This is a genomic window from Sphingomonas sp. 7/4-4 (assembly GCF_027941955.1).
In the GTDB taxonomy this organism is placed as follows: Bacteria; Pseudomonadota; Alphaproteobacteria; order Sphingomonadales; family Sphingomonadaceae; genus Sphingomonas.
On the sequence record NZ_CP115960.1, the window covers coordinates 2,052,226 to 2,065,991 of the forward strand.

The window sequence follows — 13,766 nt, forward strand, 5'->3', positions numbered from 1 at the left end:
CTTGCCGCCGCGTTCCGCAAAGCCGACATGGACCGGATAGTCCCCTCCGGTGGAAAGCGCATGATGCCGCCGATCAGCCGTGCGAGCGGATGGTTGCCGCGCTTCACCCTCCCTCGCCCGCCGCGCCGCCGTCGCCATTCACTTCATGCATCGCGCGAACCGCGGCCGGCAGCGCGTCGAAGCGTGGTCCCATCGCGCGGGCATAAAGCGGGGACACTTCGCGCTCGCGCGTCTCGTGGCGCATCGCGAGTGGTGCGAAGAGAGGTTCGAACTGGTCAAGCGTCAACAGCCCGGCTGCATCACGCGCACCGGGCGCGACGCGGCCTGCCAATATCTCCTCGGCCAGGATCAGGGCCGCAAAAATCGGGATCTCCGGCCCGTCGCCGCGGCTGGCGACCAGGGTCCACTGCCGCTCGACTCGCCCCCGCGCAGCGTGACCGACATCGCCGAGCAATCGCTGCCGATTCGCCGCGTCAGCCGCTGGAGCGGGATCAGCCAGCGTGCGGCGCGATCGAGCGAGGCGGCCCAGCCCCAGCGCGCCGGCCAGCTGGCCAGCCACAATGCCAGCATCTGAAAGCCCAGCTCGGTCCCCGCGCGAAAGGTCACCGCCGGGCGTCCGGGCAGCATCGCAGGCAGCAGGTCATGCGCCGGCACGTCGGCCAGTGCTACCCAGCGACGCAGCACCGGCTGACCCGCCACTGCGAAGCGCACCCGGCGCAGCTCCTGCCAGCCATATCCCACGCTCCAGCGCCGTCCGCGCCACAGCCGCAGCGGCTTGCCGACATAGCTCAGGATCGCACGCGCCACCGATGCGCCGCCCACCGCGCGGTTCGACGCGCTGATTACGATCTCGACCTGTGCGACCGATTCCATGCCGTCCGCCAGCCTGCGCGCCACCGCGCCGGACAGTGCCGGCTCGCTGGAAGCGCCGGCGATCACTGCGATCCCGGCCGCCTTCGCCGCCTTGTCCAGCCCGCCGATCCCCGTGACGAATCCGCGTGCGTCGGCGAGGTCGAGATAGGATATCCGCATCGCGACACAGGCTTCGGGAACGGTGTAGCCACTGTTCTGGAACGGGCCCGCAGCGTCGATCACCAGATCGGGCCGGATGCGCGCCATCGCCATCCCGATGCCGTTGGTGCGATCGGCCACCACGGCCTCGCAACCGACGAGCCCCGCGCAGAACGCGGCGCCCTTCTCCGCGCTGCGCCCGGCGACCACCACTTCGTGCCCGGCCGCGAGCAGCCGCCGCGTCAGCCGCGCGCCGAAGCCGCCATAGCCGCCGATGACGAGGATGCGGCTCACAGGATGCGGCTCCGCTGCGCCGCGTCGGGCAGCCAGCAAGTCTCGCGGCGCCCGAACAGCCGGTAGCGATGCCGCGCCACCCACCGATAGCCCGGATCGCGCCACGCCCTGGGGACGATGCCGAATACTCCTGCGGCGCGCCACGGCCAGCCCAGCGCCCGCCAGATCGCGAGGATCGCATCGCTGTCGCGCAGCGCCCGATCGCCCTCGACGAGGATCAGCGTGTCGGGGTCGGCCGGATCTATCCCGAACGAGCGATAGATCGCCACGCCAGCTTCGCTCTGCATCGAGGCGAGCAGGAAGTGTCCGGCACGATCATGGCGCAGCACGAACTGTGCATGGCCTGAGCACAATACGCACATCGCGTCGAAGACGATGACCCGCCGGGTCACGCGGCTTCCTGCGGATCGGCGAATATCGCGAGCTGGTGAACGAGTTCGCCCAGCCACGGATGGACGAGATCGAGCGTGAAGGCGAAATGGCCGCGCCCCAGATCGGTGTGGCCGACGACCAGATGCCCCAGCACCGCATTCGGGATGCGCAGCCGCACCGGGCCGAGCCGCACGAAATAATGGTCGCTGACGAACAGCAACGCACCGCCCGCTTCCTCGAGCCGCAGTGCGATGCCGAGCCCGAGCCCCAGATACTCCTCGAGCCCCGTTGGTCCTGCGAACCTTTTCGCACTGTGGATAACCTGTGGAAAACCGTGGCGCCGGCCATATTGGCGAGTCCAATACTGGTTCCAGCCGTCTTCGTCCGCAGTCACGCTGACGCTCGCCGCGACGCCGGTATCGGTGCCGAGCGGCAGCGGTGCCCCCACCAGCCGGGCGAGCTGGGCGAACAGCCAGCCCGCCCGGCTCATCCGGCACTCGGCGACTTCGCCGACATAGGTCACGCAAGCGCCCTCCCCGATCTTGCGGAGGAAACGCCGGCGCACCGCGGGCGGGAGGAACAGCCAGCGCGTGCCCAGCAACCGCGCGAACGGGCTGTCGCCCTCGGCCCGCACCGGCGCGACAGGCGGCTGCCACGCCGCATAACGCGCCATTCCTGCGACTTCGACTGCGATCCCCATTGTCAGCTCTTTCTGTAGAAACCGAAATTACCGGGCGCGACGATGCCACCCGCTTCTCGACTCAGCTCTCCTTCGAACGTCCCCCGGCAGGAACGACAGCACCCGCTTGCCCATCTTGATCAAGAGCATCAGCCGGTTCGGCGGGATCGCGATCATCTGCTGGTACCAGTCGTCGACCGTCACCACGAAATCGTGCATCGCCGAGATCCGCTCGCGTGCGACCCGGCTGATCCGCGGATCGGCCTTGGCCTCGTCGGTGCATATGCGGAGCGCGGCAACGGCAGGATCGATCTCGCGCTCCTTGCGGCCCTGCGCGATCCGGGTGAGCATCTGCATCAGGTCCACCTCGGCCTCATAATGATCGCGGCGCTCGCCCATCACCGGCACCCGCCGGATCAGCTTCCAGCCGAGCAGTTCCTTGAGGCTGTTCGAGGTGTTGCTCCGCGCGATCCGCAGCGTGTCGCTGATCTCCTCGGCATTGAGCGGACGATCGCTCAGATAGAGCAGCGCATGGATCTGCGCGACCGAGCGATTGACGCCCCATTGCCCACCCATCTCGCCCCAGTGCAGCACGAACTGCTGGACCGCCGTGGGGAGCATCGCACTTTCGTCTGTTATTTCTGTCATGACAGAAATTTACGACGAACGCGGAAGCGAGTCAATATGAGTCCGGCGCAGCCGCAACCTGCATGCCGACCACGTAGAAATGAAGCTTCGGCTAAGATTTCCTTAGGTATTTCTACATGTTGTCCGGCTAGCCGCTGCTTTCTATGCATAAGGATGCAGGCTGCGCGCGCGCAGCGGCGGGGATCCATCCGGTGTTCAGAACAAGCATATCCACTGCGCTCGGCGTAGCGCTCCTCACTGCCCTTGCCGGCTGCGACGGCGGTGGCGGCAGTAGCGCAGGCGCGCCTGCGGGCGGCGGCGTGGTCTCGGTCGCGCCTGCGCCCACGCCCGCGCCGACCTTTACCGAAGGCGATGCCGCGCGCCTCGCCAAACAGGCGAGCTTTGGCCCGACGCCGGCCTTGGTCTCGCGGATCAAGGAGCTCGGCGCCAACGGCTGGCTCGACGAGCAGTTCGCCGCCACCGGCAGCACCTATTCCGACCTCGCCGCCGAAGTCCGCCGCGATTTCTGCACCAGCGGCGACACCGTCTGCACACGCCAGCATTTCTCGCGCACGCCCATTGCCATGCGCTTCTACGCCGATGCCGTGATGGCGCCCGATCAGCTCCGCCAGCGCGTCGCCTTCGCGCTCGGCCAGATGATCGTCGCGTCGGAACAGGAAGTGAATTCGGCCGCCGGCATCGCCGTGTTCAACCAGATCTTCCTCGACAACACCTTCGGCAATTTCCGCGACATTCTCGCCCGCGTGACGATGCTGGGATATATGGGCGACTATCTCGACATGGCCGACAGCAACAAATCGGCGCCGTCGGAGAATTATGCCCGCGAGTTCCTCCAGCTCTTCTCGATGGGCCCTGACCAGCTCAACATGGACGGAACGCCGAAGCTCGACAGCACCGGCGCGCGCCAGGCCAATTACACGCCCGAGGACATTCGCGGCGTCGCCCGCGCGCTGACCGGCTGGACCTATGCCCGGGTCGGCGGCGCCGCGACCACCGACGGCAATGCCCGCGACTATTCGAGCCCGATGATTCCGGTCCCGACGCGCTACGACACCACCGCCAAGTCGTTCCTCGGCACTTCGGTCGCCGCCGGCGCGACGCAGGAGGCGAGTGTCGCCGCCGTGGTCGATGCGGCGTTCAACAACGCCTCCACCGCGCCCTTCGTCTCGAAATTCCTGATCACCCACCTCGTCACGCCCAACCCGACGCCAGCCTATGTCGGCCGCGTGGCTGCCGTGTTCGCCAACAGTGGCAACGGCGTGCGCGGCGACCTCAAGGCCGTGGTCCGCGCGATCCTGACCGACGCGGAGGCGCGTGCCGCACCCGGCGCCGCCTCGGGCAAGGTCAAGGAGCCGATCCTGCTGATGACCGGCCTCGCACGCGCGATCGGCTTCACCACCGACGGCTATGTCTTCGTCAATCGCGACACCGGCATGGGCCAGCCGGTGATGCGCGCGCCGTCGGTGTTCAATTTCTACCCGACCGATTATCCGCTGCCCGGCAGCACCACGCTGAAGAGCCCCGCGTCGAAGCTGCTCAACACTTCGAACGTGCTGCGCTGGCACAATTTCGTCTATGACTGGACGATCGGCGGCGATGCCACGCGTTCCGAGTTCACGCTCGACTCCGGCCTGCCCAATTCGTCCCTGACCCAGCCGCTGTGGAGCGGGTGGGAAGCGTTCGGCACCGATCTCGACGCGATGGTCGCGCGGATCGACCTGCTGATGTTCGCGAGCACACTGACCCAGCCGCAAAAGGACGCGCTCAAGGCCGCGGCCACTGCGATCACCCATGCCGATCCTCTGATACAGGCTCGCAAGCGCGCCCAGATGATGCTCTATGTCGCGGCGTCGAGCCCGCTCTTCCTCGTCGACCGGTAAGGAAACCAGATGACCCTTTCCCGCCGCAATTTCGTCCGCCTCGTCGCCGGCACCGGCGCGATGGCCGCCATAAGCCAGCTCGGCCGCACCAGCGCGATGGCCGCGCCCAATGGCAATTACCGCGCGATGGTCGGCGTGTTCCTGTTCGGGGGCAATGACGGCTGGAACATGGTGATCCCCACCGATGCCCGGCACGCCACCTATCTCGCTTCGCGCGGCTCGGTCGGCATCAAGGCGCCCGCGCTGACTCCGCTCACCAACGCAGCCTATGCGCTGCACCCGTCGATGGCGGCGCTGCGCCCGCTCTGGGACGAAGGCAGCCTCGCGCTGGTGCTCAACGCCGGCACCCTGTTCGCGCCGCTCACCAAGTCGACTTTTCAGTCGCGTCCCGATCTGCGCCCGACCAATCTGATGAGCCACGCCGACGAGCAGGCGCACTGGCAGGGCCTGCGCGCCCGCGACGTCAGCATCGACGGCTTCATGGGCCGCATGACCGATCGCATGGCCGCGACCGGCACGCCCTCGATGATCTCGCTCGCCGGCTCGAACCTCGCGACGATCGGCCGGACCAGCGCGGCGCTCGTTCTCCCGTCCACCGGCACGCTGGCCCGCAGCGGCTATTCCGCCGGCGGCAACGTGGCCAACCAGGCCAAGAACGCCGCAATCGACGCCCTCGCCAATGGCGCCGGTTATGGCGCGATGACCGATGCCACTGCCCGCGACATCGTGAGCTCGTACGGCCAGGCAGGGACCGCCAACGCGATCATCGGCGCGACCAGTGCGATGGACGGCTATTTCGTCAACCCGGATACCAATGCGGCGCTGACCAGCGACGTCGCCCGCCAGCTGATGCGCGTCGCCCGGATGATCGCCGCGCGCTCGACGCTCGGCCATGATCGCCAGACCTTCATGGTCAGCCAGGGCGGCTTCGACAATCATTCGGGCCAGGTCGGCGGCGGCAACAATGATACCGGCACGCACGCCAATCTGCTGCGCGACCTCGCCATGGCGCTCGCCGGCTTCCACCGCGCGATGCAGTCGATCGGCATGGCCGAGAATGTCACGGCGTTCACGATGAGCGACTTCGGCCGCACCTTCAAAGGCAATGCCCAGAACGGCACCGATCATGCCTGGGGCAGCAATCACCTCGTCGTCGGCGGCAATGTCACGCCGGGCGGCATCTTCGGCGCCTATCCGGACCCCGTGATCGGCGGCGCGCACGACGTCAGCAACGAGGGCCGCTTCGTCCCCGCGGTCGCGCAGGAGGAATATATCGGCGCGATCGCCCGCTGGCACGGCGTCGGCGATGCCGACATGCCCTATGTCTTCCCCAATTGGTCGACCTGGAGCACCGGTGGCCGCAGCCCCTTAGGGTTGTTCCGCACTTAACGGCGTTCCTCCACCTTTCCTTCCCCATCGCATCCTATCGTGCGTCGGAGGGAGCAAGGCATGGAACTTCAGTACCGCCGCATGACGGGCTCGGATATTGTCGACGCGGGAGGAACTCCGGTGTCGAATCTCTTTCGCATCACCCCGTTCATGCATGTGCCCGATATCGATGCGGCAGTGCTGTTCTTCACCGATATTCTCGGCTTTGAATGCCGCTTCCGCCAGGGCAGCTATGCCTATGTCCAGCGCGAGACCGCGGCGTTCCGCTTGAAGGAGAATGCCGGTGACGACGGCGCTCCGCCGGGCAATCGCCGCTTCTGTTATTATGTCGACGTCCGCGACGTCGACGCGATCGCCGAGGAGCTGCGGCCGAAGATCCCGCTGCTCAACGACGGCGACATCCATGGCCCAATCAACCAGATCTACGGCCAGCGCGAGCTGATGGTGGTCGCGCCCGACGGGAATTTGCTGGTATTCGGGCAGGATCTGACGCGCGGTTAGTCGTAGCCCGCGCGAGCCCGCAAAACCCGTTCGTGCTGAGCTTGTCGAAGCACGGCTTCCGGCAGCGCATCGCTCGCGGCGACGCGCCCTTCGACAGGCTCAGGGCGAACGGAGCAGAACAGGCGCACGGTAAATTAAAGCGCCACGCTCCCTCGCCCTTGAACCGCGCCACCGTCTCGAAGCTGGCCCCGTCGATCCGGATCTCGTTGAACGACGGCGGTTTCGCCCGCACGCGCTCGGACAGCGTGCCCGCCCCGATCAGCCGCATTGTACGCCCGTTCACTTCATGGGCCACGTCGAACGGATCGTGGACATGTCCCGTGAGCACGGCATGCGCGCCCGCGGTCGCCAGCGCTTCCAGCGCTTGCCGCCCGTGCCGCGTCATCGACGTCGCCATCGTCCCCGCCTCGACCAATGGATGGTGCGCGGCGACGAATATCAAATCGTCCCTGGGCGCCGCTTCGACCAGAGCGAGCGATTCCTGCAGCGCGCGCGTGCTGACATAGCCTTTCGCCCAATTGAGCCGCCACTGGAAGCGCGCGGTAGTCTTGAGCGGCACCACGCTCACGCCCTTCACGTCGAGCGGCCTCTCGATCATGTGCTCGAGCGCCCGGTAACGCTTGTACGGCGTGAAGAAGCGCGCCCACAGATTGAAATAGGGCAGATCGTGATTGCCGACCTCGACCGTTACCGGCCGCCCGAGGCTCTCCAGCCACTTCGCGGCGGCGGTGAATTCATGCGCCCGCGCGCGCATCGTCAGGTCGCCGGTCATGATCACCGCGTCGGGCTGTTCTTCCTTCACCTTGCGGCCGAACCAGTCGATCGCCTCGCGATCCTCACGCCCGAAATGGACGTCGCTGACGTGGAACAGACGCGTCATGCCGCCGGCACCTCCTCGTCCTTGCGGGTGGCGATGAACGTCTCGAGGCTCTTGCCGGCCTTGATCGGTTCGCGCGGTTCGAGCGTCACCGGTTCGCCGTCGAACAATGCCAATACCGGCCGGTGCCCTCGCACCCGCAATTCCTTCGTTGCCGCCTCGCTCACCGCATGGGCCGCGACCCAGTCGCCGTTCAGCCATTCCCAGCCGAGCTGGACGATCGACTTCCAGTCGCGGGCATCGACTGCGGCGACCTCGAGCCCGTGCAGATCGGGCGTGACGAACACCGCCTGATAATGATCGCCGAGCCCCTTGCCCCCACTACGCGGATGCCGCGCTCGCCGAAGGTCTTGCGAAGGGCACCGCGCGCCGCGGCCATGAGCCGCCGAAACCTGCCGTTGCGCACTGCCTCCCTTGCGCGGAACCACGACGCCGCCGGTCCCAGGATCAGCCCGACAAAGGCGCGATGCTCGCCCGCGATCACATAAGGCAGCGACACGCGGCGGTCGCTCGCGCGCGCCGCATGGACGATCTTGTGCGGATCGGTCTCGCTGTGCAGCCCCTTGGCGAGCAGGTTCATCGTGCCGCCGGGCAGGATCAGGAACGCGCCTTCCCATTTCTCCAGCGCACAAAGCGCCGCGTTGATCGTCCCGTCGCCTGCGAACAGCACGACGGTATCGACCCCCGCGCTATCGAGTTCCCCGGCTTCGGGCAGCTTCTGCTCGGGAAACTCGGTCCGGCCGGCGAGCTTGAGCCCGCTTTCCTCGAACACTGCTTCGAGCGCCTCGCATTTGGCGCGGGTGGCGGTGCCGGAATTGGGATTGGTGATGAACCAGAGCGTTTCCATGCCCGCCGCAACGCGCGAGCCGGCTTTTGGTCGCTTCTCAGCCGTAACGATATAGCCGCACGCGCTGGACGCCCTGCGCGTCGGGCGGCAGGCGGACATGGCGTCCCTGATGGGTCTGGTCGCCGTTGAGCAACCGCCCCGGCACCCATTTCCCGTCGACGAACCTGCCCTCCTCCACCCGGTCGAGCTCCGCCCGTCCCTTGCCGTCCGCCGGCTCGACGGTGACGGTGATCCCGGTGCCCGCGATCAGATAGTCCTCGCCGCCCAGCCACAGGATCATGCCGCCATGTTCGGCAGGCACCTGCTTGTCCTTCGGCGTCCACGGATCGACGAAGCTCACCGTGAAGCGATAATCGCCGAGCGTCCGCACCTGCGGCGCCTGGTCCACCGCTCCCTCGAACGTGACCGGCGGAGAGAAGCCGAGGATTCGCCCGGCCGCCTGCGCGCGGAGGATCTCGGGCGCCATGCTGTCCAGCAGCCCATAGAGCTCGCCCAGCTTCGCCGCGCCCGCACTGTCGATCCCCTCGATGGAGAACGGACTGAAACCGATCCCGCGATGTCTGGCGATCACGCCGAAGGCATTGGCCGCTGCGCGCGGATCGCCGGCATTGTTGGCCTCGGGAACGAACAGCGGATTGCCCGGCCGCGCATAGCCCGCAACGATGCCGGCGAAGTTCGGGAAATAGATGTCGGGCGCGAGGAAATCGATCGACGGCGCGCCCTTGCGCCACACCTCCATCAGATGCGCCAGCGGCCCGCCGCTCGGATATTCGCCCGGCAGCTTGCCCGGACGCCCCTGCGCGCCGTTGACGTACATCGGCAGCGGATATTCGCGCTTGCCCGCACGCGTTACGGCTTCGGTGAAGCGCGCATAGGCATCGGCGGTGAATGCCTCTTCCGATCCCTTGAACTTCGCGAATGCCGCATCGGCCACCGGTCCATGCTCACGCGCGGTGGGAAGAAAGCCGATCTCGTTCTCGACCTGGATCATGATCACGGTGTGTCGGGCGCCGTCGACTTGCTTAAGATGCGCCATCAGCGCCGCGAACGCTTTGGCATCGGCATCGCGGGTCGCGGTGCCGAAGGCGGAGAGGATCTCCTGCGCCTTGCCGTCCGCGCCGACCGTTCGGGGAAAGCGCCGCTCGTCGCGTTTCACCCATGCCGGCACATAGGTCGACATCGAGTTCTTCCAGCTGCCGAACCACAGGAACACTAGCCGGAGATCGTTCGCCCGGGCATCCTCGATCAGCCAGTCGACGGTCGAAAAGTCGAACCGGCCTTCCTGCGGCTCGATCAGCTCCCAGCTTACCGGCGCCAGCACGGTATTGAGGTGCATCGCCTTGAGCCGCGCCCAATGCGGCTGGAGCCATTCGCGCTCGGACGCGCTCGAATTGCCGAGTTCGCCCCCAGCACCAGAAACGGCTTGCCGTCGACGATCAACTGGCCGTCCTTCAGATGCGGTGTTTGCGCGAAGGCGGGGACTGCGGCGAACACAAGGGCGAGCGAAAGGAGCAGGCGAAGCATGTCCCTTCCATCCCGCGCAGGGAGGGAGCGCGTCAAGCGACGAAACCTGCGCGGCGGCATCGGATGTCGTCCTCGGCATTGATCTCGATCGCCGGATGCGCAACCTTCCCTGCCGGGCAAATGCAGAAGGCGACTCATCGCACGACAATCGGCCGGACGGACCAGGGAGAGGAAAGCGATGCTGAGCAGACGCGATTTCGGCCGGGGAGCGGCGACGAGTCTTGGCGCAATGGCGGTCATGTCGTCCGGGGCAGCGGGCGCTACATCGGAGCCGAAGGTGAGCCTGAACATTCTCTATCCGAACCGGGAAGGCGCGCGTTTCGACCTCGCTTATTACCGCTCCGTCCACATCCCGTTGGCCATGAAGGTCATGGGGGCCGCCGATGTCATGCTGATCGAGGGTGTACCGATGGGAAATGCCGCACCGCCCTATGTAATGATCGCGCATTTCCAGTTTGCATCGTCCGCAGCGCTGGAGAAGGGGCTCGCTAATCCCGCAATAGCCGATGTCCGGGCCGATATCGCCAAGTTCACTGATATCAAACCAACGGTCATGCGCGGGAGCTCCGCATAGGGCTGTCGGAATTCCGACTGGAACAGTGTCGGAATGCCCGCTTGACAGGAGTTAGGAAACCTAGGATTTCCGCGGCTCGCGCGGGTGTAGCTCAATGGCAGAGCAGAAGCTTCCCAAGCTTACGACGAGGGTTCGATTCCCTTCACCCGCTCCAGCCTCTTGATCGGAGCCCCCGCCTTATGCGCCACGTCGCGGTTTTCCTCGCAGTGGCGCTCGCCGCCGGTTCGGCGCAGGCGCAGAACAATCCGCAGGCCGAGGCGCAGGCGCTCGAATTGCTCAAGCGCGGCGTCGCCTTCCGCAGCGTCGCGGGCCCGGGCAACCAGACTTTCGATTATGCGACCTATCTCAAGGCCCAGCTGGTGGCGGGCGGGTTCGCCGACGCCGATGTCCGCATCGAGAAGCTCGGCGACACCGCCTTTCTGGTCGCGCGCTATCGCGGCACCGGCAAGGCGAAGAACGGCGCCAAGCCGATCCTGATCTCCGGGCATATGGACGTGGTGGAGGCGAAGCCGGCCGATTGGGAGCGCGATCCGTTCACGCCGGTGGTCGAGAACGGCTATCTGTTCGGCCGCGGGGCAAGCGATAACAAGTTCGACGTCTCGACCTTTGTCGCCTCGATGATCCAGCTCAAGCGCGAAGGCTTCAAGCCCGGCCGCGATATCGTGATGCTGTTCTCGGGCGACGAGGAGACGGCGATGAAGACCACCGCCGTGCTCGCCGGCGAGTTCCACGACGCCGAATTGCTGCTCAACATCGACGGCGGCGGCGGCGATCTCGACGAGAGCGGCAAGCCGATGATGTTCGGCGTGCAGGGTGCCGAGAAGAGCTATGCCGATTTCGAGCTGAGCGTCACCAATCCCGGCGGCCATTCGAGCGCGCCGCGCAAGCCCAATGCGATCTACCAGCTCGCCGCCGCGCTGCAGAAGATCGAGGCATACGAGTTCCCCGGCCAGGTCAACGAGATCACCAAGGCGAGCTGGGCGGCGACCGCCGCGCGCACCGCGGACCCGAAGCTCGCCGACGCAATGCGCCGCTTCGCCGCCAATCCCGAGGATGCCGGTGCCCGCGCCATCCTGCGCGCCGATCCGGGCTATGTCGGCCAGACCGGCACCACCTGCGTCGCGACGATGGCCAATGCGGGCCACGCCACCAACGCACTGCCGCAGCGCGCGACTGCCAACATCAATTGCCGGATCTTCCCCGGCACGCCGATCGCCGAAGTTCAGGCGAAGCTCGCCGAACTGGTCGCCGATCCGACGGTGAAGGTGACCAAGGTCGAGAGCGGATCGGTGCCGAGCGACGCCTCGCCACTGCGCCCCGACCTGATGAAGGTGATCACCAAAGCGGTGCACGCGCGCTTCCCCGAAGCGCCGGTGGTGCCGGTGATGTCCGCGGGCGCGACCGACAGCATGTGGTTCCGGGGCCGCGGCGTGGCGAGCTACGGCGTCAGCCCGCTGTTCATGAAGTCGAGCGACAGCTTCGCGCACGGTCTCAACGAACGGATCCCGGTGGGCGAAATCGCGCCAGCGGTGACTTTCTACAAAGCGGTGATCACCGAGCTCGCGAAATAGCCCCGACGCGGCGCCGTGATGCGCCGACCATCGGCGGCTGATCCGCGCCTTTTTTGTCTGCCAGCTACTGGCAATGTAGGATTTGCCGTGCTTCCGTCCGAACATGGGCAAGCAGGATCCTGGCGCCGTCGCAACCTGTCAGAGACCGTTGACGCTTGACACGCGAATACGAAAACGCGTCAAGCACCGGACGGCCGGCGCAGCGTGTATTTTGCGATATCAATCTGAAAAACAAAGATTTTCTGAACCAACCAAAGGCTGGAAGCCGACCGCGACGCCGCCCTTGCCAACCATCCGGTTGGCAACGAATGCCTAGATCCCGCCGTCGATCACGTCATGGCCTGCGGCGTGCAATGCGTCGATCAGCGCGGTCACGCAGCGATCCACCAGTTCCTGCCCGGTCGCCCGGACGACGAAGTTCGCGCCCGTCCGCCCGTCGCGGAAGAAGGGGTAGCTGCCGATCGCCACGCCTTCATGCGCGCGCTCGATATCGCCGAGCAGGTCGGCGATCTCGCTCTCCGCGACCCAGGCGCCGACGGTGCGCGACAGTACCGGCAGTCCTCCTTCGAGCGTGCCAGTGAGCGCGTCGAGCATGCCGGCGGTGATATGCGGCACGCCGGCGAGGATGAAGACATTGCCCCAGCGGATGCCGGGCGCGCCCGACATGCGATTGGGGATCAGATCGGCGCCTTCGGGCACCCGCGCCATGCGCAGCCGCGCATCGGTGAGACCGCCGCGTGTCTCGTAATAACGCTCGAGCACGGCCCGCGCTTCCGGATGCACGATCACCGGCACGCCCAAAGCCGCGGCGATCGCATCCACGGTGATGTCGTCGTGCGTCGGGCCGATCCCGCCGGTGGTGAACAGATAGTCGTTGCGTGCCCTGAGCGCGTTGACCGCCTCGACGATCGCGCCCTCGACATCGGGCACGATCCGCACTTCGCCCAGCCTTATGCCCTGCACGTTGAGCCAGCTGGCGAGCTGCGCGACATTCTTGTCCTGGGTGCGTCCCGAAAGGATTTCGTCGCCGATCACCACCAGCGCCGCGGTCCAGACGCGCCCGTTCACGCGGCAGTGCTCCGCTCCGCCGCGCGCCGCTCGATCAGCGCGCGGAGCCGCGCCATCCGCTCGGGCGGCAACAGCTCGGCCGGATTGTAGGTGGTATCGAAATGCGGAACCCCTTCGGGCAGAGTCACCCAGGGCATCCGGCTGGCGACGAAGATCGCCGCATCGGGCCGGACCGCGCCGGGATCGTCGAGCGTCCCTGCGCGTACTCCCGCGCCGAGTTCGCCCAGCCGCGGATAGTGGCTCCACAGCGCGGTGCCGCAGGTCGCGCATCGCACGATCACCTGATCGCCGCCGCTGCCCGTCTTGACGACATGGCGCACCGTCTCGCCCGAAAGCTGCGTGATCGCATCGGTCTCGAAGAACGCATTCACCACCGAAGTGGAGCCGGTCTGATGCTGGCACAGCCTGCAGTGGCAGTTGTTCACGTAGATCGGCTCGCCCTCGATCCGATAGCGCACCGCGCCGCAAGCGCAGCCGCCGTCCAACAGGGTCGCGCCGCTCATTCCGCCAACTCCCAAGCCATATGCCCCT

Annotated in this window: 15 protein-coding genes, 1 tRNA gene and 1 pseudogene; 6 read left to right on the top strand and 11 right to left on the bottom strand. The window is 66.6% G+C overall.

The features are described 5' to 3' along the window. Nucleotides 1-103: 103 nt before the first annotated feature. The 5 genes from PIB19_RS10265 to PIB19_RS10285 are packed head-to-tail and all read right to left on the bottom strand — an operon-like array spanning nt 104 to nt 2,977. Nucleotides 104-331 (bottom strand): hypothetical protein, encoded by a 228-nt coding sequence (locus PIB19_RS10265; RefSeq protein WP_271240727.1) that lies wholly within the window; start codon nt 329-331, stop codon nt 104-106. 17 nt (nt 332-348) lie between these two features. Further along, entirely contained in the window at nt 349-1,305 is a 957-nt protein-coding gene (locus tag PIB19_RS10270; protein WP_271240728.1) for a saccharopine dehydrogenase NADP-binding domain-containing protein, read from the bottom strand. Further along, nucleotides 1,302-1,697, bottom strand: a complete 396-nt coding sequence (locus tag PIB19_RS10275) for a thiol-disulfide oxidoreductase DCC family protein (protein WP_271240729.1) — start codon at nt 1,695-1,697, stop codon at nt 1,302-1,304. Before PIB19_RS10275 ends, PIB19_RS10270 begins: the two co-directional genes overlap by 4 nt. Continuing rightward, complete coding sequence (locus PIB19_RS10280) at nt 1,694-2,377, bottom strand: DUF4166 domain-containing protein (RefSeq protein ID WP_271240730.1); 684 nt, start codon at nt 2,375-2,377, stop codon at nt 1,694-1,696. Before PIB19_RS10280 ends, PIB19_RS10275 begins: the two co-directional genes overlap by 4 nt. A 27-nt stretch (nt 2,378-2,404) precedes the next feature. Beyond that, nucleotides 2,405-2,977 carry a GbsR/MarR family transcriptional regulator gene (locus tag PIB19_RS10285; protein ID WP_271240731.1) on the bottom strand — a complete coding sequence of 191 codons (573 nt, stop codon included), beginning with the start codon at nt 2,975-2,977 and terminating at the stop codon, nt 2,405-2,407. Nucleotides 2,978-3,195: 218 nt separating this feature from the next. Between PIB19_RS10285 and PIB19_RS10290 the strand changes: the two genes are divergently transcribed. From PIB19_RS10290 to PIB19_RS10300, 3 genes are all read left to right on the top strand, one after another. Next, nucleotides 3,196-4,884: a DUF1800 family protein gene (locus tag PIB19_RS10290; RefSeq protein ID WP_271240732.1), complete on the top strand. Its 1,689-nt coding sequence runs from the start codon at nt 3,196-3,198 to the stop codon at nt 4,882-4,884. Nucleotides 4,885-4,893: 9 nt separating this feature from the next. Beyond that, nucleotides 4,894-6,273: a DUF1501 domain-containing protein gene (locus PIB19_RS10295; protein ID WP_271240733.1), complete on the top strand. Its 1,380-nt coding sequence runs from the start codon at nt 4,894-4,896 to the stop codon at nt 6,271-6,273. Nucleotides 6,274-6,393: 120 nt separating this feature from the next. Further along, nucleotides 6,394-6,774, top strand: a complete 381-nt coding sequence (locus PIB19_RS10300; RefSeq protein WP_271240734.1) for a bleomycin resistance protein — start codon at nt 6,394-6,396, stop codon at nt 6,772-6,774. Nucleotides 6,775-6,937: 163 nt separating this feature from the next. Here the strand turns inward: PIB19_RS10300 and PIB19_RS10305 are convergent. The 4 genes and pseudogenes from PIB19_RS10305 to PIB19_RS10320 form a co-directional block, all read right to left on the bottom strand. Then, nucleotides 6,938-7,654, bottom strand: a pseudogene (locus PIB19_RS10305) (metallophosphoesterase family protein); the annotation flags it as partial. Further along, entirely contained in the window at nt 7,651-7,938 is a 288-nt protein-coding gene (locus PIB19_RS10310; RefSeq protein WP_271240735.1) for a hypothetical protein, read from the bottom strand. The gene PIB19_RS10310 and the pseudogene PIB19_RS10305, both read right to left, overlap by 4 nt. Next, nucleotides 7,845-8,498, bottom strand: coding sequence for a diacylglycerol/lipid kinase family protein (locus tag PIB19_RS10315; RefSeq protein WP_271240736.1), 654 nt, complete (start codon nt 8,496-8,498; stop codon nt 7,845-7,847). Before PIB19_RS10315 ends, PIB19_RS10310 begins: the two co-directional genes overlap by 94 nt. 37 nt (nt 8,499-8,535) lie before the next feature. Next, entirely contained in the window at nt 8,536-9,834 is a 1,299-nt protein-coding gene (locus PIB19_RS10320; RefSeq protein WP_271240737.1) for a DUF5597 domain-containing protein, read from the bottom strand. 366 nt (nt 9,835-10,200) lie between these two features. On the opposite strand from PIB19_RS10320, the gene PIB19_RS10325 reads away from it, so the two are divergent. The 3 genes from PIB19_RS10325 (at nt 10,201) to PIB19_RS10335 (ending at nt 12,167) form a co-directional block, all read left to right on the top strand. Further along, a complete protein-coding gene (locus PIB19_RS10325) occupies nt 10,201-10,596 on the top strand; it encodes an EthD family reductase (RefSeq protein ID WP_271240738.1) in 396 nt (131 codons plus the stop codon). 80 nt (nt 10,597-10,676) lie between these two features. Then, nucleotides 10,677-10,750, top strand: a tRNA-Gly gene (locus tag PIB19_RS10330). Nucleotides 10,751-10,775: 25 nt separating this feature from the next. Next, nucleotides 10,776-12,167, top strand: coding sequence for a M20/M25/M40 family metallo-hydrolase (locus PIB19_RS10335; RefSeq protein ID WP_271240739.1), 1,392 nt, complete (start codon nt 10,776-10,778; stop codon nt 12,165-12,167). Nucleotides 12,168-12,479: 312 nt separating this feature from the next. Here the strand turns inward: PIB19_RS10335 and PIB19_RS10340 are convergent, their stop codons facing one another. Together PIB19_RS10340 and PIB19_RS10345 are read right to left on the bottom strand one after the other, a co-directional pair. Further along, complete coding sequence (locus PIB19_RS10340) at nt 12,480-13,235, bottom strand: competence/damage-inducible protein A (protein WP_271240740.1); 756 nt, start codon at nt 13,233-13,235, stop codon at nt 12,480-12,482. Then, nucleotides 13,232-13,738, bottom strand: a complete 507-nt coding sequence (locus tag PIB19_RS10345; protein ID WP_271240741.1) for a GFA family protein — start codon at nt 13,736-13,738, stop codon at nt 13,232-13,234. The genes PIB19_RS10340 and PIB19_RS10345 overlap by 4 nt, the downstream gene beginning before the upstream one ends. Nucleotides 13,739-13,766 lie beyond the last annotated feature (28 nt).

Bases quoted from the DNA above. Each gene is read 5' to 3' on its own strand.
- PIB19_RS10335 (WP_271240739.1), top strand. From the start codon at position 10,776: ATGCGCCACGTCGCGGTTTTCCTCGCAGTGGCGCTCGCCGCCGGTTCG.
- PIB19_RS10345 (WP_271240741.1), bottom strand. From the start codon at position 13,738: ATGAGCGGCGCGACCCTGTTGGACGGCGGCTGCGCTTGCGGCGCGGTG.
- PIB19_RS10295 (WP_271240733.1), top strand. From the start codon at position 4,894: ATGACCCTTTCCCGCCGCAATTTCGTCCGCCTCGTCGCCGGCACCGGC.
- PIB19_RS10280 (WP_271240730.1), bottom strand. From the start codon at position 2,377: ATGGGGATCGCAGTCGAAGTCGCAGGAATGGCGCGTTATGCGGCGTGG.
- PIB19_RS10320 (WP_271240737.1), bottom strand. From the start codon at position 9,834: ATGCACCTCAATACCGTGCTGGCGCCGGTAAGCTGGGAGCTGATCGAG.
- PIB19_RS10285 (WP_271240731.1), bottom strand. From the start codon at position 2,977: ATGCTCCCCACGGCGGTCCAGCAGTTCGTGCTGCACTGGGGCGAGATG.
- PIB19_RS10315 (WP_271240736.1), bottom strand. From the start codon at position 8,498: ATGGAAACGCTCTGGTTCATCACCAATCCCAATTCCGGCACCGCCACC.
- PIB19_RS10325 (WP_271240738.1), top strand. From the start codon at position 10,201: ATGCTGAGCAGACGCGATTTCGGCCGGGGAGCGGCGACGAGTCTTGGC.